This window comes from Methylocystis sp. IM3, assembly GCF_038070105.1.
Classification (GTDB): Bacteria; Pseudomonadota; Alphaproteobacteria; order Rhizobiales; family Beijerinckiaceae; genus Methylocystis.
Genome location: NZ_JBBPBZ010000001.1, coordinates 340181 through 359679 on the forward strand (window position 1 = coordinate 340181; position 19499 = coordinate 359679).

Consider the following 19499-nt stretch of genomic DNA (forward strand, 5'->3'; position numbering starts at 1 on the left):
TAAGCAAAAACCGAATGTGAAGCCGGAGCATGGATCGTGCCGCATCGAAGCGATGAAATCGGGGTCGGCGAAAACGTTGGAATAAATTCTTCCGTGACGGCCCAAGACATGCGCCGCCCTTCGTCCTGGGAATTAAAGGAGGCAAAGAGGCGTTTGCCGTCGAGCCAGGTTGCATTGCGCTCCGAGCAGCGCAAGCCTTTCTCCTTCGATCGACCTTTTCACGCGGCCATCGCGCAATCGACCATGGGCATATCGCCCGCCGCGCTCATCCAAACCTATACCGACTGGGCGTTGCACCTCTTGCTCTCGCCGGACAAGCAGGTCGAGTTGAGCGAAAGAGCCTTACGGCAATGGATTCGATTGAGCGAATATTGCCTGCGCGCCTCGATCGACCCGGGCGCCGCGTTCTGCATCGATCCCTTGCCACAGGACCGACGATTCGCCGGCGAAGGCTGGCGACATTGGCCGTTCAACCTGTTCCAGCAAAGCTTTTTGCTGACCCAGCAGTGGTGGCATAAGGCAATGACGAACGTCTACGGCGTCTCCGAGCATCACGAGGACGTCCTTTCTTTCCTCGCGCGCCAGATCCTGGACGTGATGTCGCCGACGAACTTTCCCTTCGCGAACCCTGACGTCATCGACGCGACGATCCATCATGGCGGGAGCAACTTCTGGCGCGGCGCGCTGAATTTCTTGGAGGACGCCAGGAGCTTCGCCGCCGGAGACAAGCCGGCCGGGTCCGAGGCGTTCGAGGTTGGACGCGATGTCGCCGTGACGCCGGGGAAGGTGATTTACCGCAACCGGCTTATCGAACTGATCCAATATGCGCCGATGACGGAGGAAGTCCATCCCGAACCCATCTTGATCGTGCCGGCATGGATCATGAAATATTACATTCTGGACCTCTCGCCCGAAAACTCTCTTGTCCGATATCTCGTCTCGCACGGATATACCGTGTTTATGATTTCCTGGAAAAACCCCGGGAAAGAAGACCGCGATCTAGGGCTCGACGACTACCGGCGCCTGGGGCTGATGGCTGCGATGAAGGCGATTGGGGAGATCACTCCCGCGCGGGTCCATTGCGTCGGCTATTGTCTTGGCGGAACCTTGCTCGCGCTTGCGGCGGCGGCGATGGCGCGGACGGGCGACCGTCGCATCCGCAGCATCACCCTCTTTGCCGCGCAGGTGGATTTCACGGAGGCGGGCGAGCTCATGTTGTTCATTGACGAGGCGCAAGTCAGCCTCCTTGAAGACATGATGGCCGAGAACGGCTACCTAGACACCAAGCAGCTTGCTGGCGCCTTTCAGTTTCTCCGATCAAACGACCTGATTTGGTCTGCGATCATTCGGAGCTACATGCTGGGCGAGCGGCCGGGCATGGTCGACTTAATGGCTTGGAACGCCGATCCGACGCGCCTGCCCTATCGAATGCACTCGGAGTATCTACGCAATCTCTTCCTCGATAATGACCTCGCCGAGGGTCGCTTCGTGATCGAAGGCCATCCAATCTCTCTGCGCGACATTCGCACGCCAATCTTCGCAGTGAGCACCGTGTCTGATCACATCGCACCCTGGCGTTCCGTTTATAAAATACAAATGCTTACGGACGCCGACGTAACGTTTGTCTTGTCGAATGGCGGTCACAACGCCGGCATCGTCAGTCCGCCCGGCCACCCTCGACGGCATTACCAAATTGCGACCCATAAGGAGCGGCAAAACTATATCGATCCGGATGCGTGGCAGGAGGCCGCCGCGACGAGAGAGGGCGCCTGGTGGCCTGAATGGGTGGATTGGCTCGGAAAGCTATCAGCCCCGGTGACCGTGCCGCCGCCCATGGGCGCGCCCAATAAGGGGTATGCTGCGCCATGGGACGCGCCTGGCAGCTATGTGATGGAACCCTGAATAAGCCTCTCGGAACAACTGCTATTCGGTTCGGCGTTCTGCATTGCAGCATGGCTCTCGTAATTTCCACAGGTTTCTCCTCCGGAGGACGCAGGTATCCTCAATTGGCGCGACACTGGGAGTATCTGATGCGGAATTCAAAAAACGAGCCTGTGTCGGCCGAGACGCGGGATTCGGGCCGACCCGTGAGAATGCTAAGTTCTTACCTCTGCAATATCCACCGCGGACATCAGAACGTCCGGTGCATGATTATGGGTGACATCCGGAGATTTTCAGAGCTGGGGGCTGATGAGTATGTCTCCGATCTAGTGACGACTCTGCGCCTGTTTGACAAGGCTTGTGCGGAGGCGCCCTAAAGCTGAACACTGCCCCGTGTTTTGTAATGAACCCGCGTTGTCGCGTGAGCTTGCGCATCATCTGCCGTTCAGCGCCGGGTAAGGAACGCACACCCGTTAGCAAAGGTATGGCCCCCAGCCCCCAAACCTCGCCGACACAGTTAAGCAACGATCGACGGCACAATTGTTTTAGATCATCAAAAACGGGGTCAAGATGACCGGGATGCAGCATTTGGGTTGTTACATAGCGACGAGGACATCTGGAATGTTGTCGGCTTCGTCCGAGGCCTGTCACAAATTTCAGCAAAAAGATTCCAGGCTATGGAGAATGAATTCAAGCGTCACGGCCTGCAGCAAGAGGACGTAGCGCATCACCATTGATGCCCAACCGTGTGTCTGAGCGCTGGAGGAAATGCGGCGGCAAAGCACTTTTCTTGAACTGGAGGGTGCGCGCCGTTAAAGCAGCAGAAGAAACAATGTCCCGCCTTTGATTTCAGGAGCGCACGACAGCCCTTGCATTCGCACGGTTATGTCGTAATCCAACGCATCGAGGATCCTGCCGGGTTAGACGGCCGCACTTTCCGAGTACGGGAGATCTTGCTACCCGAGAGAGGGAGGGCCGGTTCCCGCCCTCAGGTCCAGCCGCGCCCATAGTGGTAGGGAACAGGTGAATGTCGTTTGGCGGTGCGCTGGTGTGCAAGATGACGACCATATAGGCAGCCGCCTACTGCACCCAGGATTCCGTGGTGGCCCGCGTAGTGACCGGCAATGCCGCCGACGATTGCCCCTTTGACACATCCTTTTGCGATAGCCGCTTCGCTTGGCACTAAGACGCTTAGTGAGATGCAGAATAAAGCCACTGATGTTTTCATCGTGCGTTCCTCTGACTCACAACTGGCAAGGAAAACCGTTTGTTCCTCCAGGCTGAAGCCAGCTTCCCTGGCGCCTTCAAACCACTACGCGGGGCAGACCACGAGCAAGGGCTTCGACGGCCGCACTATCATGCAAGACGCCTACAAACGCGTCCGTGACGCGAAGCGCCTCGGCAGCGCCCGCTGCTTGTCCATAGCATAGCAGCCGACGAAGATAACACGACCTTTCATAATGGTCTCCTCGTTGCCAAGTCCTCGCATCAACTTTACCAACACGCGTGATCCGCCTTGTGATCGCCACCGCCCGCTCTTGCGGTCTCACCGGCCTCCATCGTGCCAGCGACGGGACCTCGGATGAAACGGCGTCAATGGCAGGAAGGGGCCCGCACTCCGGCCTCGTATAGGTGTGGTGGGGATCGTTGGCTGGCGCGCATAGATGAACAGAGGAGCCTGGTCCTGCCGCTCATCGAGAAAAGCTGCAGCCGACCCCGAAGGAGCTTCAGGCACGAGTCGCCGAGCGGGCCATCGACTGAGCATGGGCCCATTTTGACGCTTATTCGCTCGCCATATGATCACGCGGAAAGAAGACTACACATGCGAGCGAGCAAGACCACCCTGACGTCCTGAAGCGCCGCCAAGCGTGGCTCGACGGACAGCCACAAGGGCCGTGATCGAGCCCGCAGGCGCGACGCTGTTTTACCTGCCACCCTACAGCGCTGACCTCAGCTCAATAGAAAAGCCTTCTCAAAGCTCAAGGCGCTTTTCTGCAAAGCCGCTACGTCGACCTCGGGGCTTCCTGAGACGAGGATCCAAGAGATCGACGCCGCCAGCAAAAAGCCAACCCCTCAGTTCACGGCCGCCTATAATCAGCACGGGAAAATCTTGTGAAGATCGTCATTACAGCCGTTATCGCAAGCTCTTCATTCTCGCAAACGCCCTCTTACGGAATAATCGAACCCAGGAGTCAAAAAAATTGGTTGATTACGGGTACTGTAGCTGCGCCGACGGTCTCTGAACTCCTTGAGGCGGTGGCCGGGAACGCCCCTTGTCTTTTTGAGGGGTTCTTTCAAGTGATATTGGCAGGGCGTCGAAGGAACCCTTCAACTATGCATCCTATCGGCCAGATCATGCTGAACGCCATGGGCGTAGCTATCATCATGCTGTTCGGCCTACGAATAGCAAAGGTGTTAATCGCAGTCGCCGCATCGGCCCTCGCCACGAACTAACGAAGGTCTCTGCCAACCGTCTTTAAACGTCGCCCGCCGCTCCGGGTAAGTCTCAACCATTTGCAAGCGCAAACGCCTGTCTTGTCTTGCATGAACAAAAAGCCCGCGTAAACATTAGTGGCCCGTCTCGCCGGCACGACCGCGAAGGAGAGCATCTCTGTCAGGGTTGCTATCTTCGACCCTGCCCAATTCGACAATGGTGCGGCCTTCGCTCAGGAGGGCCTGCTTCGTTCGATGCCAAAGATCCTTGCGATCCACCAGACTGTCAGGACCAAGCGCGTCGAAGCGCGAAACCGAGTCATGAATGATCTGGAGCGTCACTCCAGCGATCTTGGCAGCCTCGTTGCGCGTTGCGCCCTCGTAGATCGCCAAAAAAGCTAGGAGCCGGCGCGCTTGTGGCCCCTCTTTCGTGCTTGGCAAGAGCCCGAGCAATCTTTGCGTTGATGTCTTGCGATATCCGATAGCGGCCGCCATGGCAAACTTCCTCCCTTCGCAAGTTCGAACCCGAAGCCGACTGCTCCGGGGAGTCAACTGCGCGAGTCTGCCTCAGCGCAGAATTGATATTCCTAGACGTCCCCGGAAAGGAACATCTATTCTGCCTGAGAGGTTTCTTATGCGCGGAACAATTTTGCGGCCGCTTTCCCTACGCCGCCGAGGGTTCCTACATCTCAGGGAGCCTGCGATGCGCAAGTCAAGGACGCTTCTCATAATAGGCTTATTAGCCGGTGTCGGTTTTGGAGCTCGTGGCAACGCGGCGGTCCTTCCCTGCGATCCGAGCAACGGTCGTGTAACTTCCCGAATCGCGTGTTTGGCCAAGATTAATCAACTATTCAACGAGCAACTGGAATCGCTAAAAGCACAATTGGCGAGATCCTCCACCGAAACCGACAAAGCCAGATCTTCAGAACTTTCCGAGCTGAACCAACGAATTGCCTCCTTCCAAACTGATTTGGCGCAATATGCAAAGACAAGCGATCTCCAAAACTTCGTGAGAGGTTCGGATTTTCGTGACCAACTGTCGTCTCTCAAAACCGAATTGGCTAAGTCTGCGACACAAACGGACTTATCAGCCTATGCAAAGGTTGCAGATGTGAACCAGCGAATGGCTTCTTTGCAATCTGATCTCCATCAATTCGCGAAGGCGAGTGACCTCAACAAATACGCAACGACCTCCGACTTATTCGTACAGCTAACGGCCCTTAAATCTGAACTCATTAGACGTCCCAGGTGGGAAGACTTTTACCGGCTAGAAAGTAATCTGCAGTCGCAGCCGCCCCTCGGGGGCAAGGGCATCGATACATATGGCTCGGCTTCGAAACAGCCTACAACTGACGCAAGCACGGTCCCTGACGCCGACTAGCGGAATATATTAGACGCGCTGTTTGTGTCGGGAGCGCCGCCGCCGCACCTGCATCGTGGAAGGCGCAAGCGCGCCGATATCCCGCGCCAGCGCAAAGACGCGATCGAGCCAGATCCTAATGCGCCAGGCTACGAAGCCCTCGCCAGTCTCGTCGGCGAGGCGCGCCTTGCGCTTCAAATGCGTCAGCCAGGTCTACTGCCGCGTGGCGTGCCCTTGCTGCGCCCTGTAGCGGTCGGACGTCCAGATTTCGGGGCGATGCCCGGCCACCGTCTCGTGCACAACGATGGCGCCGCGCGTGAAGGCGGCACCATGGACGACAGCTTGCGCACAATGAAAGACCCAACGGTAGGCGTTGACGCCCTCGATGCGGACGCCTGTCTCGTCGCTCGCCAAAAAGCGCGCCTCCCGAGGCGCCGCCAACACCTGCTCCCGGCGCGCAGCAAAGGCCGCCGCGGAACGCCGGAACATATCGCGCCCTCGCTGAGGGCAAGGCCGCAGACATCCGTGAGGAAGCGCCGCAGCCGTTCGTAGGAAAACAGTTGCGTCTCTTTTAGGTAAATCGCCAGGGCGTGGATGTTGGAACCGAAAGGCGTTAGATTGGCGACGCCGACGCCAAGGCAATGGTCGCACGCACGAATCCGGATTGCCGAATCATTGACCCATTCGATGCGCTTTTTTCAATAGTTGTGTATTCGGCTATGATGTAAAGGACAATGCAGACGAGAGATAAGACGGAGGCGAGAATCACAAATTGCTTCATAGCGTCGGGGGAAATAGCCGCCCGTTCTCTTTGGGGACGTAGCACTACGAGCGCCGCGACAACCGCGAGAAATGCGCCGACTGAAGCGATCAGAAAAAGCGAAACCGCAGCCACTTCCATCGAGCTTCTCCACGCCAAGCGATGGAACCACGTGGGGTTAGAGCCGTAGGGCCAACCCAGGACTCCCGCCAACGATTTGCCCTTCTAACTCCCGCGATTAGCCACTAGTTCCTATATTCGTCGCTGTTTGCTATGCGGCCTGGGAGGAATGGTTCATTCCCAGAGAAAATAGCGCATGATTCGAGGGCACGTAACAAGAGGACTCTTTCGGCCGCCAATTAGCCAACTGGGGAACTGCCTATAGCTGTGTCGAGCGGACTGCGACGGGTTTGTCCTTGCTGAGGGCCGCAATAATCTCGGGCCCGAGATTGAGATGAGCGTCGATCAGTTCTGGTGGCGTCAACGCCATCCACTAATTCAAGGAAACATCGGCAAAATACGAACTCCTAAAAATCTCCAAAAATCGCAACGGTTCATCGCCGAGATTCTCCACATAGTGACCCATGGCGAAGGGCACATATCCCACATCGCCAGCTCGATAATCGAAAGTCCGCGCCTTGCCGCTCGAGGCGAATACCGTCATGCGTCCGCGTCCGCCGATGTAATATTGCCATTCATCGGCGTTTGGGTGCCAATGCAGCTCACGCATCCCACCAGGGTCCAGTTCGACCAACGCCGCAGCGATTGTGCTCGCAGCGGGAAAATTGCGAGAGTCGACGATTCGCACCTGCCCCCCAGCCGTTTTGAGGGGCGCCTGCGCCTGTAGCCGGTAGCTATACTGGAGTGGCGCTGGACCGGCAGGCGATGCGACTTTGTCCGAGGTCAGCGGCCCCGGGATTTTCCCTTGGAAAATCCACCTTGCTCGCGCGATGTCGATCGGGATATTGGCGAAAGCGTTTTCGGGAACCCCGAAGTTCTTCGCCAGCACCCCGCGCGGCGTATGCGCAAACCAATCGGAGATCAAGAAGGTTTCATTTTCCGAGAAGTTGCCGTCGTCGAAGGCCAAGAGAAACTCGCAGCCTTCTGCGAGGCCCTGGATCGAGTGGGGTATGCCCGGAGGAAAATTCCACAGATCGCCAACGTTTACGTCATCCACAAAATTGCGGCCTTGTGGATCGACGGCCGTTATCCTCGCGCTGCCGGCCAGCATAAAGCCCCACTCGGCCTGCTTGTGCCAATGCAATTCACGGATACCGGCGGGGTTCAAAGCCATGTTTACGCCAGCGATTGTTGTCGCGATCGGCAACTCGCGTTCCGTAATCTCACGCGCCCACCCCCCTTTGGTCACTCGGTTGTGAGCCGCGGAAAAAGAGAACTTCAGATTAGGAACAGTTCCCGCGTCAGTTGAGGGCGACCTTAGAAGGTCTGGATTTTGAGCCTCCAGCGCGTCATTGCGTGGCCCCATTATAGCGACGCTTTGAAGTGGATCATCGCGAAGTTCTCGTTTCTTACGCATCGTTCTCACTTTCTATCTCCGGCGCGCTTCGCCGGCATCCGGATTTTCGGGACGCAGAGCGATTAAAGGCCAAGGGCGAGCGCCTCTGCGAAATGTAAGGAGACTCGGCCCGTATGCTGCGCAATCTGATGATGGCATGAAAAGCCACTCGCGATCACGAGCGTGTCGGAATCGGCTTCTCGAACCGCCGGAAAAAGCGCTCTTTCGCCGATCTTCTCTGACAGCTCCGGATGCTGAAGGCCAAACGAGCCTGCCATGCCGCAGCAGCCTGTTTCGAGCGTCTCGCTCTTCAAGCCGGCGCGCTGTAGGATATCGGCCTCGGAAGCCCCCTTTCAGCACCGCTTTCTGGTGGCAATGGACGTGGATGATCGCCTTCCCGTGGAGGCTTGGAGGGGTATAATTCGGCTCGTCGCCGAGGAACTCGCAAAGCAGTTTCGTTTGCGAAGCAAGCCGCTTGGCGTAGGCGTCGTCAGGGAAGAGGTTCGTGAGTTCATCTCGGAACACCGAGACGCAACTTGGCTCTAAGCCTACTACGGGTGTGCCCGCGTCCATATGCTCCTCGAGCGAATGCATAATTTTCTGCAGCCCTCTTTTCGCCTCGTCAAGAAAACCGAACTCGTAGAGGGGCCGCCCGCAGCATAACCGTTCGTTTGGGATTTTGACCTCGTAGCCAGCGGCTTCGAGTACCCGCACGGCCGCTTGTGCAACCTCCGGCCTGAAGTAATTGCTGAAGGTGTCAGGCCATAATAGCACGGGGATCCCTACCCGCGCGGGGCGTCGGCGTTTGTTGAACCAATCGACGAAAGGGCTAGTACCCACTATCGCTGATTGATGAGTCATGATTCAAGGCTGCATGAGCAGCCAGTTGAAAGCGACGCCAATTGAATTGACAGATGAAGAGCGGATCGAGCTCGAGGGCTTGGCGCGCTCGACCAGAACGGAGCATCGCACGCGTCTGAAGGCGAAAATCGTGCTCATGGCGGCCGAGGGCGCCGCTACCCGGGCGATTGGCCGCGCGCTCGGATGCACCACCGGCACGGCGTCGAAATGGCGCGTGCGCTACGCCGAGGATCGGCTTGCCGGTTTTTCGGAAGTCGGCGAGCGCGGCGCGGCGCCTAAATACGACGAGGAGACCGACCGGCGCATCCTGGCCTTGCTCAATCGCAAACCCCCGGAAGGCTACGCCAACTGGACGGGACCGCTCGTCGCCAAAGCGCTTGGCGACGTCAATGTCCAATATGTCTGGCGCTTCCTGCGCACGCACAAGATCGACCTGTCGGGCCGCAAGTCCTGGTGCGTCAGCAACGACCCTGAGTTCGCGGCCAAGGCCGCTGAGATAGTCGGGCTCTACATGGCGCCGCCCGAGAACGCCATCGTGCTCGCAGTGGACGAAAAACCGTCGATCCAGGCACTGGAACGCTCGCAGGGTTATTTGAAGCTGCCGAACGGACGCGCCCTGATCGGTCAATCGCACGATTACAAAAGGCACGGAACGACAACACTTTTCGCAGCGCTCGATCTCGAGAGCGGCAAGGTCGTCGGCAAACATTACAAGCGCCGCCGTCGCGTCGAGTTCCTCGACTTCATGAACAAGGTCGTCGCCGCTCATCCCGACAAGGAAATCCATGTCGTTCTGGATAATCTCGCTACCCACAAGCCCCGGCGCGACATGTGGCTCAAACGCCACAAGAACGTGCATTTCCACTTCACGCCGACGCACGCCTCTTGGCTCAATCAAGTCGAAATCTGGTTCTCGATCCTCTCGGGCAAATCGCTGAACGGAGCCTCGTTCCAAAGCGTCCCCGAACTCATCGCCCATATCGAGGCGTTCATCGAAAGCTACAATGAAACCGCAAGGCCGTTCGTCTGGACCAAAAGCGAAGTCCACCAAAAACGCCTCAAACCTTGTTTCGCGGAACAGTGATTCTGGGTACTAGACGTTATTTTCGGGAGCGCCACTCCGTATTGGAATCCGGCGATCATATTGGCGACCTGTCTAAGCCCGGTGGTCTGCGTTGCGACATTGAAAACTGGAGCGAGGCGGGACGCATACGGGGCCCAGCGGTGCACATAGCCTGCGGCGTAGGCCGAACGCGGGCGCTGACAATGCTCATAATAATGCGACAGAAATTCAGCCTTGTAAGTCGCCATGTCCACCTTTACAGGGCAGTCTCCCTTACAGCCTTTGCATTGGGGGCAGAGATCCAGAGCGTCCTTCACAGCTTTATTACGCCAACCATCGCCGAGGCTGTCGCCTCGAAAGAGCTCGAACAACAAATGCGCGCGCCCACGGGTAGTGTGGCGTTCATCCCGGGTCGCAGCGAAACTCGGGCACATCGTCCGCTTGTCTGAAAGGCTCCGGCAAAGGCCAACGCCAAAACAACGCTCGGCCGCTTGCGCGATTGATCCGCCGTCTTCCGGAAATTGAAAATGCGTCTGCGGCCTCCACGGCCTGTAATCCGGTCCGGTGCGCAAATTGTCGTCAAGCGGATAAGGGTCGACGATTTTTCCCGGATTAGGTTTCCAGTCGGGGTCCCAGATTGCCTTGAACTCCCTGAAGGCGCTCAGCAGCGCGGGGCCGTACATCCGCCCGAGTAGTTCCGCCTTTGCTTGCCCGTCGCCATGCTCCCCCGGTAGCGAGCCCCCGTATTCGGCCACAAGATCGGCTCCTGCTTCCAAAAAGCGCCGGAATTTCCTGACGCCTGGCTCGCTCTTCAGATCGAAATCGAAGCGTGTGTGCAGGCAGCCTTGGCCAAAGTGGCCGAACATGGTGCAATTGTATTGGTAGCGGCTGATGAGTTTCTGGAAATCCCTGAGATAGTCGCCGAGCCTCTCGACGGAGACCGCGGTGTCTTCCCATGAGGGCCAGCTATCCTCCCTCCCTGGAACCCGACTGGCGCCGACCCCCGCTTCGCGGATCGACCAAATGGCCTTCTGATCGGCCGGCTCGCCAATCACGCGCATTTCTGTTTCGCCGACTTTACCTTTAAGGGCCTTCAACGCGGCATCGGCTCGCCCAGTGGCCTCCGCCTGGCTTTCCCCACCGAATTCGGCGAGCAGCCAAAGCCGGCCCTCGGGCAGCTGCTTACGCCCCGCTGGCTCTTCACCCTTGCGCTGCATGTTTTCGAGAACATGTACATCGAACCCTTCCAGCGCGATTGGCTTCTGCTGAACTATTGCAGGCGCGTGATCGCCAGCTGTACCCCAATCGCCGTAGCCCATGAGCAGTAACGCCCTATACGGGGGGCTGGGCGTGAGGTTCAAGGTCGCTTCAAGCGTCAGGGCGCATGTCCCCTCGGAGCCGACCAAGGCTCGCGCAACATGGAAGTCATTCTCCGGAAGGAGCTGGTCCAGATTGTAGCCGGACACTCGTCGCGGGATGCGCGGGTATTCCTGCCTGACGTGGTCGCCAGAACGATCGATCAGCGATTTGAGTTTGGCGTAAAGATCGCCTTTACGACCACCTGCCCCGATGATGCGCTGAAGCTCATCCCGCGGCGTCCTACCGACCGTCATGCGTTCGCCGTCATAGGTCAAGATTTCAAGCTCGCAGGTGTTATCGACTGTTTTTCCGCCCATGACGGAATGAGCCCCGCAACTGTTGTTGCCGATCATTCCACCGAGGGTGCAATATTTGAGCTGCTGCCGGTTTCGTGGACACCGAGTTAAGTTACCCCCACCTTCTTCTCGAACTCAACCGGGCTAATGTAGCCGATCGTCGAATGCCTGCGGACGGGGTTGTAGAACCGTTCGACGTAATCGAAGACATCTGCCCGGGCGTCGTTACGCGTGCGGTAGACTTTTTTGCCGATCCGCTCGGTTTTCAGCGAGGAGAAGAAGCTCTCCATCGCGGCGTTGTCCCAGACATTGCCGGACCGGCTCATCGAGCAAACGACGCCATTGTCGGCCATCAGGCGCTGGAATTGCTCGCTCGTATATTGGCTGCCCCTGTCAGAGTGATGCAGCAAGGCGTCAGGCTTGCCGCGGCGCCAGATCGCCATCATCAACGCGTCGGTGACGAGCTGCGCGGTCATCTCGGCCTTCATCGACCAGCCGACGACCCTCCGGGAGAAGAGGTCGATGACGGCGGCGACATACAGCCAGCCCTCCGCTGTCCAGATATAGGTGAAGTCCGCGATCCATTTCCGGTTCGGCGCTTCCGCCGCGAATTGCCGGTCAAGGACATTCGGCGCAACGACCATTGATCTCTGCCCCTCGTCCTTCGGAAGGCCGCGGCGACGTGGCCGCGCCCTTAAAGCGTTCGCCCGCATCAGCCGCTCGATTTTGTGGAGGCCGCAGGAAACACCCTCCGCGAGGACGTCCCGCCAGACGCGGCGGGCGCCATAGGTTCGGGCGCTGCCCACGAAGCTCACGCGGATTTTCCTTGTCAGCTCCTCGTCGGCGATCGACCGGGGGCTCGGCCCGCGACGCAGCCAGGCGTGAAAGCCCGATCGGGAGACGTCCAGCGCTTCGCAGAGCCACGCCACCGGCCAGACATTCCGGTGCTTCGCGACGAAGGCGAATCTCATTTCGCTTCCCTCGCAAAGAAGGCTGCGGCCTTTTTTAGGATGTCGCGCTCCGCCCGCAGTTTGGCGACTTCACGGCGCAGTCGCTCGAGTTCCTGTTGCTCCGGCTTCTGCTGGCCGTGGCCGGGGAAGGCCTGCGCGGGATCCACCGTCAATTCCCGAATCCAGCGCCGCAACACGTTCTCGTGCACGTCCAGATCGCGGCAGGCCTGCGCGACCGTGACGCCGCGCTCCTTCACTAACCGAACCGCCTCGACCTTAAACTCTCGACTGAATATCCGTCTCGCCATAACCAACCTCCGGCCTCATGAAACACCGTTTCTCGGTGTCCACGAAACCGGCAGCAGCTCAATTCGTGGGTCGCTGGATCTGGGGCGAAGGTTAGCCCATGCTTCTCGGCCGCGCCGCGCAGCTGGTCGAAAACGACGCCAGGTTGAACTCGCGCCATGCGGTGATCCGGATCAATTAGAAGGACAGTATTCATATATTTGGAGAGATCGATCACTACCGCGACATTGCACGTTTGGCCGGACAGACTAGTCCCACAGCCGCGACCGAAAATGGGAGTCCCACGCTGCCGGCATTCGGCAACCGCTGCAATCACATCGTCTTTATGGCGGGGGATCACCACTCCGAGCGGGACATGGCGGTAAATGGAGAGGTCATGCGCGTAGAGCGCGCAGCTCCCCTTATCGAACAGGACCTCCCCTTCCAGGCGGGCGCTTAAGACATGAGCCACGTCCCGCACGCTGTCTTGGCTGATCGACTGCGACACATCGGCAGCTCTCATAGCAGCCTCCAGTTCGGTCGCTAAGCAACGATCCAGCGAGCTTCTTGCTGGGGCCGCGAACCGCAACCTGACTCCACTTGTTTTTTCTATAGGCGCCGTCGCCAAAGGCAAGGAGGCCCTAATCAATAAAGAAGTCGTAAACGAGAACCTATCTAGGTCCCAAAGAGGTTAGCTCCGCCGTTCCCCGCTGTGGTTTTCGTTTCCGCGGACAATTAGAGGCAAACCCTTCTTCGCGGTGAGGCGCGACAGCAAGCTCTTGAGCTTTACGCCCCATTTCATCGCTAGACGCAAATTGCCCTTCGTTCGTAAAAATTATGACATCAGTCCGCGATTACATCCCGAGGAAGGCGTCGCCGTTGTACCGATCCCTGGCCGTGAGCGATCGACAGCCCAACAGCAAGTGAGTGCCAAGGGGTCTGTTTTGAGGCGCGTTATCCGCCATCCGCCATTCCGCGCTATTTGCACCTCAACCCATCTCTCTTCTCCGGATGAGACACAGCAGAAGCGCAATCGAGCTAGGCGCAGGCTCTATCCAGAAGGTGGCAGACAAAGGCCTGATTGGATGCTTAAGCCGCTCTTCCACAAAATCGGGGTCGCCCTCTCCAACTATCTCATGCAGGAAGTCGGAAGCGCTCCTTTAACGACGCCGACCGACATGGCAGAGCTAAAGAGGTGCGTGAAACCCGGCGATGTGATCCTGATAGAAGGCTCTACGCGCGTGTCCGGACCGATCAAATATCTTACCCAATCGTCTTGGTCGCATGCTGCATTGTTTGTCGGTCCGGTTAAGGACAATCAGGAAGCTAGCGGGGAGCCGCATGTACTCGTTGAGGCCGATCTGATTGCCGGAGTTCGATCGTCGCCTTTATCCAAGTACGCAGAGGCATCTACCCGCATCTGCCGCCCATTCAACCTGCGCGACGAAGATCTGGTCGCGCTCATCGCCTTTGCTATTGACCGCATTGGTTGCCACTATGACCTGCATAACCTTTTCGATTTGTTGCGCTACCTTATGCCAACCCCACCAATCCCCTCCCGCCTGCGTCGCCGGTTCATTTCAATTGGCGCGGCGTCGCCCAGTCAGGCCTTATGTTCAACATTGTTGGCACAAGCATTCCAGGCTATTAATTACCCCATCCTGCCAACCGTCGAATTCATCGACGACGAAAAAGCATCATCGCGTGCGCATCGCCGCGTCGTTCATGAGATTCTCCATATCCGAAACTCGGCGCTTTATGTTCCCCGCGATTTTGATATTTCGCCCTATTTCGAGATCATAAAGCCCACGATTGAAAAGGGGTTCGACTATAAGCATCTGACGTGGCAGCAGGGCACGCGGACCCACGGAATGCAATAGGGCAACCGCCAGCTCTCCATCCGCTTGTAGAATAGGTTCGGCGCGGCGCGTCCTTAACACGCACACACATTTCGCGGCAAGGACGCAAACAGTTGGTCACGTAAGGGAGGAAAGCGCTCCTTCGCCTGCGCGAGGCTATTTGTGGTAGGCAGCAGCCAGCGCCTAAATACACGGCCGCCACCTGAGCTTTAAAACACCCCCTCCCGAGCTAGTTTTTGGACGAAATCGGGAATCTGCGTCGTGTCTGGGCGTCGGAGCTCGATTAAATCAAATTCAATCATTCGCCGGGTAGCTGACAGCAACGCACCGCTTCTCCCAATCGAAACGTCCGCGTCCGATATGCGGCGACGGATTTCCGTCTCACTCGGGCCGCTTTCTTCAAGTTCCATAGAAAGGCGAACGGCGTGTTCGCTTTTGAACTGTCTTTCGAACCTCTTAACTCCCCAAAGAACGAACAATCCCAGCGCGGTTGCCGAAAACCCAAGTAGGATTTGTCCGCCGCCCATGGTCAAGCCCATTACAGTGGCGAGCCACAACGTCGCAGCCGTTGTGACGCCGAGGACTATCTCTCTGCGCCGCAAAATTGCGCCGGCTCCGATGAATCCGACGCCTGTCAGGATTCCGAGCGGAAGCCGCATCAGATCGTTCATAACGAAAGAGTCTGGTTGTCGACCGGCGGTCGGCAACAGAAAATTGACCAGAATCATTGCAACGCAGGCAGCCAAGCCGACTAAAAGGGTTGTGCTCATGCCAGCGGCCTTGCCATGCTGGCTTCGGTTGAAACCTAGCAGCAGGCTCGCAAGGACGGTGAGGAGGAGGCGGAGAGCCACGTCTGTCCAGTGGATATTTACGATCATCGGCATCGCCATCCCCTTTCATGCTCCCCGCATAGTCTAATTAACTATCTTCATCCTCAACGCGTGAGGGATATCCCTTCAGAAAGCCAACAGGCATGCAGCCGCTGATCTCGCCAACGCACTTGATGTGGCGCTTGCTATTTCTACGTCTCGTCTACTTAAGCGACCAGGGGGCGCCGCAATCGGAGATGCACATGTCTATAACGTCACGCGGGGCGACCTATCATGAGAGCGCAGCCTATCGCGGCTTGATAGATGCCGTCGGCGGAATAGCCACTATCGTGCTTGCCATCGTCGGCCTGGCGAGCGTGCATGCGCAGTTAATGGTCGCCATCGCGACCATTGTCTTCGGAGTCGCGCTTCTAATCCAGGGGGGCGCGATGTTGTCGGAGTTCGCTGAAGTCATCTCGCCTACCGGGTCGGCCGTCGCCACAGTTGACGAGTTCGGTGGCACCGACTTCATGGCAGTGTTTATGGGCGGCGCGGCCGGAATTGTGCTCGGTGTCCTTGCTCTGCTAGGGATCAACCCAACTGTCCTAGCCCCGATCGCGGCGATTGTATTTGGGACGGCTCTGGTGTTGAGCAGCAATGCCATCTGGCGCATCTCCATGTTGAGACGGTCGGCAGCCAGCGACACCCGTGACATCCTCACGAGTGAAATCGCTTCCGGTTCCGCAAGCATTCAGGCGCTCGCTGGGCTAGCCGCTATCGTTCTCGGCGTTCTCGCTGTAGCGGGAGAAGCAGATCTTACCCTCAATCTGGTCACGTTGCTCGTCCTCGGCTCGACAATCGTGTTGACGGGCAGCAGCCTAGCCGCGACGCTCCTTAACGCTATGCGTTCGGCGTGAAATCCCGATTGCCGGCGCCGCTGCTCTGCTCGGCGGCGCTGGCGGCGCATGCCGAACCTAACGCTGCAGATGTTTTGGAGATCGGCGACATAAGAGGACGGGTCATTTCACTCGCGCTGTATGTAATTTCGATTGACGCTTTATAGCTAGCGGGTCTAGCGGGTAATGAGGCGACCGTGGAGTTTGAGTGGATGTCACGCTTCATGTTCAGCACAGGTATTGAAAACAGTAGCCCGACCATCGAAAATGGGCGCAAGCGGATCGATGAGATGTCGGTCTGCAAGCACTATGATTTCTGGCGCGAAGATTTCGCTCTCGTTCAAGAGGATCTAAGGGTGAGGACCCTTCGCTACGGAGTGCCGCTTTATAAGACATTCCTTGGCCCGGGCCGCTTCGATTGGGAATTTACCGATATGGCTTTCCGCGACCTAAAGACGCGAAAGATAATTCCTATAGCCGACCTTTGCCACTTTGGCGTTCCGGATTGGGTCGGCGACTTCCAAAATCCTGACTTCCCCGAGCTCTTCGCCTCCTATGCGCGCGCTTTCGCTGAACGATTCCCTTGGGTGCAGCTATATACGCCGGTCAACGAGATGTATGTCTGCGCGACCTACTCGGCCGCCTACGGCTGGTGGAACGAGCAGCTACGTTCCGATAAGGGATTCGTTACGGCTCTGAAACATATTGTCAAAGCCAATATCCTTGGGATGCACGAGATTTTGTCGGTGCGACCGGACGCCATTTTTGTTCAAAGCGAGTCTTCGGAATACAATCACGCGGACAACCCAAAAGCGATCGCGCCAGCCGAATATCTCAACGAGCGCCGATTTCTATCGCTGGATCTGAATTATGGCAACCGCGTCAATTCGCAAATGTATCGATTCCTAAGAGACAACGGCATGACTGATAAGGAATATGATTTTTTCATGCGTGAACACTTGAAAAGCCACTGCATTATGGGGAACGACTACTATGAAAGGAACGAACATAGCGTCAACGAAGATGGAGCGATTGCGTCTTCTGGAGAAATATTCGGCTACAACGAGATCACCCGACAATATTACGAGCGCTATCGCCTGCCCGTCATGCATACGGAAACGAACACGTGCGAAGGTCCGAAGGGCGATGAGGCGGTAAAGTGGCTGCGCAAGGAATGGGCAAATGTTCTCCGCGTGCGTAATAGTGGCGTGCCTATCGTTGGTTTCACTTGGTATTCCCTAACGGATCAAGTCGACTGGGACAGCGCCTTGCGTGAAGACAGCGGGCACATCAACCCACTTGGCCTTTACGACCTCGATCGCAAACCGCGCCCCGTCGGGACGGCCTATAAGCAATTGATCAAAGACTGGCGCGAGGTGCTGCCGGCTCAGAGCGTCTGCCTGACAGTTCCCCTGGCGGAATATGTGCCTCCCGCTCAAAACAGCGGCGACAACGACGACAGCGAAACGCAGGAACAGTCCGAAGGCACGTGATTGTCGCAACGCGTGTGTTGATGGCGCCGGGCGCCGCCTAATCCGGCCCGATGACGGCTTCAGACCAATCAGTCGTTTCAATACGCTCAAGAAGGAGCGACGTAAGATAAATCCGTTGATCCAAACACCCCTGCTCGGTAACGACGATATAGTATGAGCCGCTCTGCGCCAGCTCAGCAATGCGGGCTCTTAGAAAGGCAAAGACAGATTCCTGCGTTGCGAAACCGGCCGAGAGGTGGCGGACGCCAAGTCCGTTGTAAGAGGAAACGAGATACATCTAGCAAGTCGGGGTTGTTTGGGCCATACCATGCCTCGTAACTGTTACTTCGCCTCCGCATCGGGGCACAAACTGTCATCCTGCGTCTCACGCCGCAAAGCGCGCTCGTAATTGCTTAGCCTAAATCCACTCGCATTGAGCGCCATCGCTACCTTAGTCGATAAAAGCGCCTCCAGTTCTCCGCGATACCCATAGCCAGGCGCATGCCCTTCGAAGTCGTCGCTTATTGCAGGATGGCAATATATCTCGGTCAACCCCTCCGGCCGAGCCTGAGACACAAGCCCGACCATGCGCATTTCATTCAAGGCGCCCGACCAACTCCAGCCGAAAACCGCATCGGCGGTGAGGAGACCTGCGCAATGCGCCTGCCATTTCAAAAGCGCCACCAAGGGAGCAAGCATCGAGCACGAGCGTATATCCTGCTTGTCGATCGATTTGAGAATGCGTCTTGGCTCGTATGGCACCCTCACTGACCGGATGCCAAACTCGCGTCCGATTGAAATAATGTCGGCGGCCACGATTGGATGGAGGTGATAGTGTTTGTGCACATCAACATGGCTGAGCGCGAGGCCACTGGCGGCAAAAGCCTCAAACTGCGCGCGGATTTCCTTTCTCAGCTGAGAATGTACCTTCGGTCGAACAGCAATGTCCAGGCCAAGCTTTGCGAGATCATTGCGGAGCAGGCCCCGTTTATCGAGAAGATCTGGGATGTCGTCGGGGGGAAGCGTCGGCGCGCCATCGACTAGTACGACATGAAGCCCGACTGCGAGTCGAGGCAGCGTTCGCGCCCGCCTGACGGCATCATCCGCCGCTGGGGCTCCGACCATCAGACTCGCGGCGCTTAGTATCCCGTTCCTGTGCGCCATCTCCACCGCGATGTTAACATCCACCGCAAGTCCGAAATCGTCCGCTGTGATCACAAGGTGAGTCAACATCGCTTGTTCTTCAGATTCGTCCGCTCTCTATCGCGACACTCAACCGATTTCAGCTCACCGCCGGTCGTGACCATAAATTCTACTCCTCGCCATTCTATTCTGGGGACAATGAAGCTCCCCCAAAAAGCCAGGAAGGAGATCATCTCGTTGGCCAACAGAAGCGTGTATGGTTGGCGCGGCAGCGCGAAAGCCTTTTCGACCACCATGCACAGTAGCGCGCGCAAGCTTAGTGCGCAGGCCGCTAATGCAAGGGCGCTGGAGCCGTAGGCGAAGGCCCCCGCCAACGCCAAAGGGAAGGGATGGGTTATGAAGGCTCCAGCATATCCTAGAGGGTCGATACTTCTTACTGTTCTTGCCGCCCGCAGCTCCCGCGCCAAAAGCGACCTAAAACTATCTGAAAAACAATGATGTCCAACTGTAAATCCAGGTATCGCAACTTTATATCCAGCCTGGCGCACAGATTTTC

At 57.4% G+C, this 19499-nt stretch carries 19 protein-coding genes and 4 pseudogenes; 8 read left to right on the plus strand and 15 right to left on the minus strand.

Annotated elements, in window-relative coordinates:
- Positions 1 to 108 precede the first annotated feature (108 nt).
- Positions 109 to 1902, plus strand: coding sequence for a PHA/PHB synthase family protein (locus WOC76_RS01655; protein WP_341390108.1), 1794 nt, complete (start codon positions 109 to 111; stop codon positions 1900 to 1902).
- A 967-nt stretch (positions 1903 to 2869) separates the two neighbouring features.
- Here WOC76_RS01655 and WOC76_RS01660 read toward each other — a convergent pair.
- Positions 2870 to 3109 carry a hypothetical protein gene (locus WOC76_RS01660; protein WP_341102451.1) on the minus strand — a complete coding sequence of 80 codons (240 nt, stop codon included), beginning with the start codon at positions 3107 to 3109 and terminating at the stop codon, positions 2870 to 2872.
- Positions 3110 to 3649: 540 nt separating this feature from the next.
- Between WOC76_RS01660 and WOC76_RS01665 the strand changes: the two are divergent.
- Both WOC76_RS01665 and WOC76_RS01670 read left to right on the plus strand, forming a co-directional pair.
- Positions 3650 to 3765: pseudogene (locus tag WOC76_RS01665) on the plus strand (IS630 family transposase); the annotation flags it as partial.
- 228 nt (positions 3766 to 3993) lie between these two features.
- Complete coding sequence (locus WOC76_RS01670; protein ID WP_341102453.1) at positions 3994 to 4335, plus strand: hypothetical protein; 342 nt, start codon at positions 3994 to 3996, stop codon at positions 4333 to 4335.
- Positions 4336 to 4449: 114 nt separating this feature from the next.
- Here WOC76_RS01670 and WOC76_RS01675 read toward each other — a convergent pair whose 3' ends face one another.
- The gene (locus tag WOC76_RS01675) at positions 4450 to 4809 is read right to left on the minus strand and encodes a hypothetical protein (RefSeq protein ID WP_341102456.1); all 360 of its coding nucleotides are present in this window, start codon (positions 4807 to 4809) and stop codon (positions 4450 to 4452) included.
- A 208-nt stretch (positions 4810 to 5017) separates the two neighbouring features.
- Here WOC76_RS01675 and WOC76_RS01680 point away from each other — a divergent pair, with 208 nt between their 5' ends.
- Complete coding sequence (locus WOC76_RS01680) at positions 5018 to 5695, plus strand: hypothetical protein (protein ID WP_341102458.1); 678 nt, start codon at positions 5018 to 5020, stop codon at positions 5693 to 5695.
- Positions 5696 to 5887: 192 nt separating this feature from the next.
- Here the strand turns inward: WOC76_RS01680 and WOC76_RS01685 are convergent, their stop codons facing one another.
- The 5 genes and pseudogenes from WOC76_RS01685 to WOC76_RS24210 form a co-directional block, all read right to left on the minus strand.
- Complete coding sequence (locus WOC76_RS01685) at positions 5888 to 6163, minus strand: IS66 family transposase (RefSeq protein ID WP_341102460.1); 276 nt, start codon at positions 6161 to 6163, stop codon at positions 5888 to 5890.
- Between the two features lie 124 nt (positions 6164 to 6287).
- Positions 6288 to 6575 (minus strand): hypothetical protein, encoded by a 288-nt coding sequence (locus WOC76_RS01690; protein ID WP_341102462.1) that lies wholly within the window; start codon positions 6573 to 6575, stop codon positions 6288 to 6290.
- A 352-nt stretch (positions 6576 to 6927) separates the two neighbouring features.
- On the minus strand, positions 6928 to 7971 hold the full coding sequence (locus WOC76_RS01695; RefSeq protein WP_445928451.1) for a cupin domain-containing protein: 1044 nt from the start codon (positions 7969 to 7971) through the stop codon (positions 6928 to 6930).
- Positions 7972 to 8033: 62 nt separating this feature from the next.
- Positions 8034 to 8282: a heterodisulfide reductase-related iron-sulfur binding cluster gene (locus tag WOC76_RS24205; RefSeq protein WP_445730575.1), complete on the minus strand. Its 249-nt coding sequence runs from the start codon at positions 8280 to 8282 to the stop codon at positions 8034 to 8036.
- 199 nt (positions 8283 to 8481) lie between these two features.
- Positions 8482 to 8811 (minus strand): annotated as a pseudogene (locus WOC76_RS24210) (heterodisulfide reductase-related iron-sulfur binding cluster); the annotation flags it as partial.
- A 13-nt stretch (positions 8812 to 8824) separates the two neighbouring features.
- Here WOC76_RS24210 and WOC76_RS01700 point away from each other — a divergent pair.
- Positions 8825 to 9895, plus strand: coding sequence for an IS630 family transposase (locus WOC76_RS01700; RefSeq protein WP_341102464.1), 1071 nt, complete (start codon positions 8825 to 8827; stop codon positions 9893 to 9895).
- On the opposite strand, the gene WOC76_RS01705 is transcribed toward WOC76_RS01700, so the two are convergent.
- The 4 genes and pseudogenes from WOC76_RS01705 to WOC76_RS24215 all read right to left on the minus strand — a co-directional run bounded on the left by WOC76_RS01705 (position 9811) and on the right by WOC76_RS24215 (position 13287).
- The gene (locus tag WOC76_RS01705; protein WP_341103014.1) at positions 9811 to 11487 is read right to left on the minus strand and encodes an FAD-binding and (Fe-S)-binding domain-containing protein; all 1677 of its coding nucleotides are present in this window, start codon (positions 11485 to 11487) and stop codon (positions 9811 to 9813) included. The genes WOC76_RS01700 and WOC76_RS01705 overlap by 85 nt on opposite strands.
- Before the next feature lie 3 nt (positions 11488 to 11490).
- Positions 11491 to 11598: pseudogene (locus WOC76_RS01710) on the minus strand (FAD-binding protein); the annotation flags it as partial.
- 38 nt (positions 11599 to 11636) lie between these two features.
- Positions 11637 to 12787 (minus strand): IS3 family transposase gene (locus WOC76_RS01715; protein ID WP_445730561.1). Its coding sequence is split into 2 segments (ribosomal slippage): positions 11637 to 12526 and positions 12526 to 12787, totalling 1152 coding nucleotides; the frame shifts between segments, so codons are not numbered across the junction.
- Positions 12736 to 13287 (minus strand): FAD-binding oxidoreductase, encoded by a 552-nt coding sequence (locus tag WOC76_RS24215; RefSeq protein WP_445730562.1) that lies wholly within the window; start codon positions 13285 to 13287, stop codon positions 12736 to 12738. Before WOC76_RS24215 ends, WOC76_RS01715 begins: the two co-directional genes overlap by 52 nt.
- Positions 13288 to 13543: 256 nt before the next feature.
- Between WOC76_RS24215 and WOC76_RS01720 the strand changes: the two genes are divergently transcribed.
- Positions 13544 to 14644, plus strand: a complete 1101-nt coding sequence (locus WOC76_RS01720; protein WP_341389948.1) for a YiiX/YebB-like N1pC/P60 family cysteine hydrolase — start codon at positions 13544 to 13546, stop codon at positions 14642 to 14644.
- A 188-nt stretch (positions 14645 to 14832) separates the two neighbouring features.
- Here WOC76_RS01720 and WOC76_RS01725 read toward each other — a convergent pair whose 3' ends face one another.
- Positions 14833 to 15507 (minus strand): MgtC/SapB family protein, encoded by a 675-nt coding sequence (locus tag WOC76_RS01725; RefSeq protein ID WP_341102473.1) that lies wholly within the window; start codon positions 15505 to 15507, stop codon positions 14833 to 14835.
- Positions 15508 to 15695: 188 nt separating this feature from the next.
- Here WOC76_RS01725 and WOC76_RS01730 point away from each other — a divergent pair, with 188 nt between their 5' ends.
- Both WOC76_RS01730 and WOC76_RS01735 read left to right on the plus strand, forming a co-directional pair.
- Positions 15696 to 16349, plus strand: a complete 654-nt coding sequence (locus tag WOC76_RS01730) for a hypothetical protein (RefSeq protein WP_341103016.1) — start codon at positions 15696 to 15698, stop codon at positions 16347 to 16349.
- Between the two features lie 191 nt (positions 16350 to 16540).
- Positions 16541 to 17821, plus strand: a complete 1281-nt coding sequence (locus tag WOC76_RS01735; protein ID WP_341102476.1) for a family 1 glycosylhydrolase — start codon at positions 16541 to 16543, stop codon at positions 17819 to 17821.
- Positions 17822 to 17858: 37 nt separating this feature from the next.
- Here the strand turns inward: WOC76_RS01735 and WOC76_RS01740 are convergent, their stop codons facing one another.
- The 3 genes and pseudogenes from WOC76_RS01740 to WOC76_RS01750 all read right to left on the minus strand — a co-directional run.
- Positions 17859 to 18098, minus strand: a complete 240-nt coding sequence (locus WOC76_RS01740; protein ID WP_341102479.1) for a hypothetical protein — start codon at positions 18096 to 18098, stop codon at positions 17859 to 17861.
- A gap of 44 nt (positions 18099 to 18142) precedes the next feature.
- Positions 18143 to 19033: a hopanoid biosynthesis-associated protein HpnK gene (hpnK, locus tag WOC76_RS01745; RefSeq protein WP_341102480.1), complete on the minus strand. Its 891-nt coding sequence runs from the start codon at positions 19031 to 19033 to the stop codon at positions 18143 to 18145.
- Positions 19027 to 19499: pseudogene (locus WOC76_RS01750) on the minus strand (hypothetical protein); the annotation flags it as partial. The gene hpnK and the pseudogene WOC76_RS01750, both read right to left, overlap by 7 nt.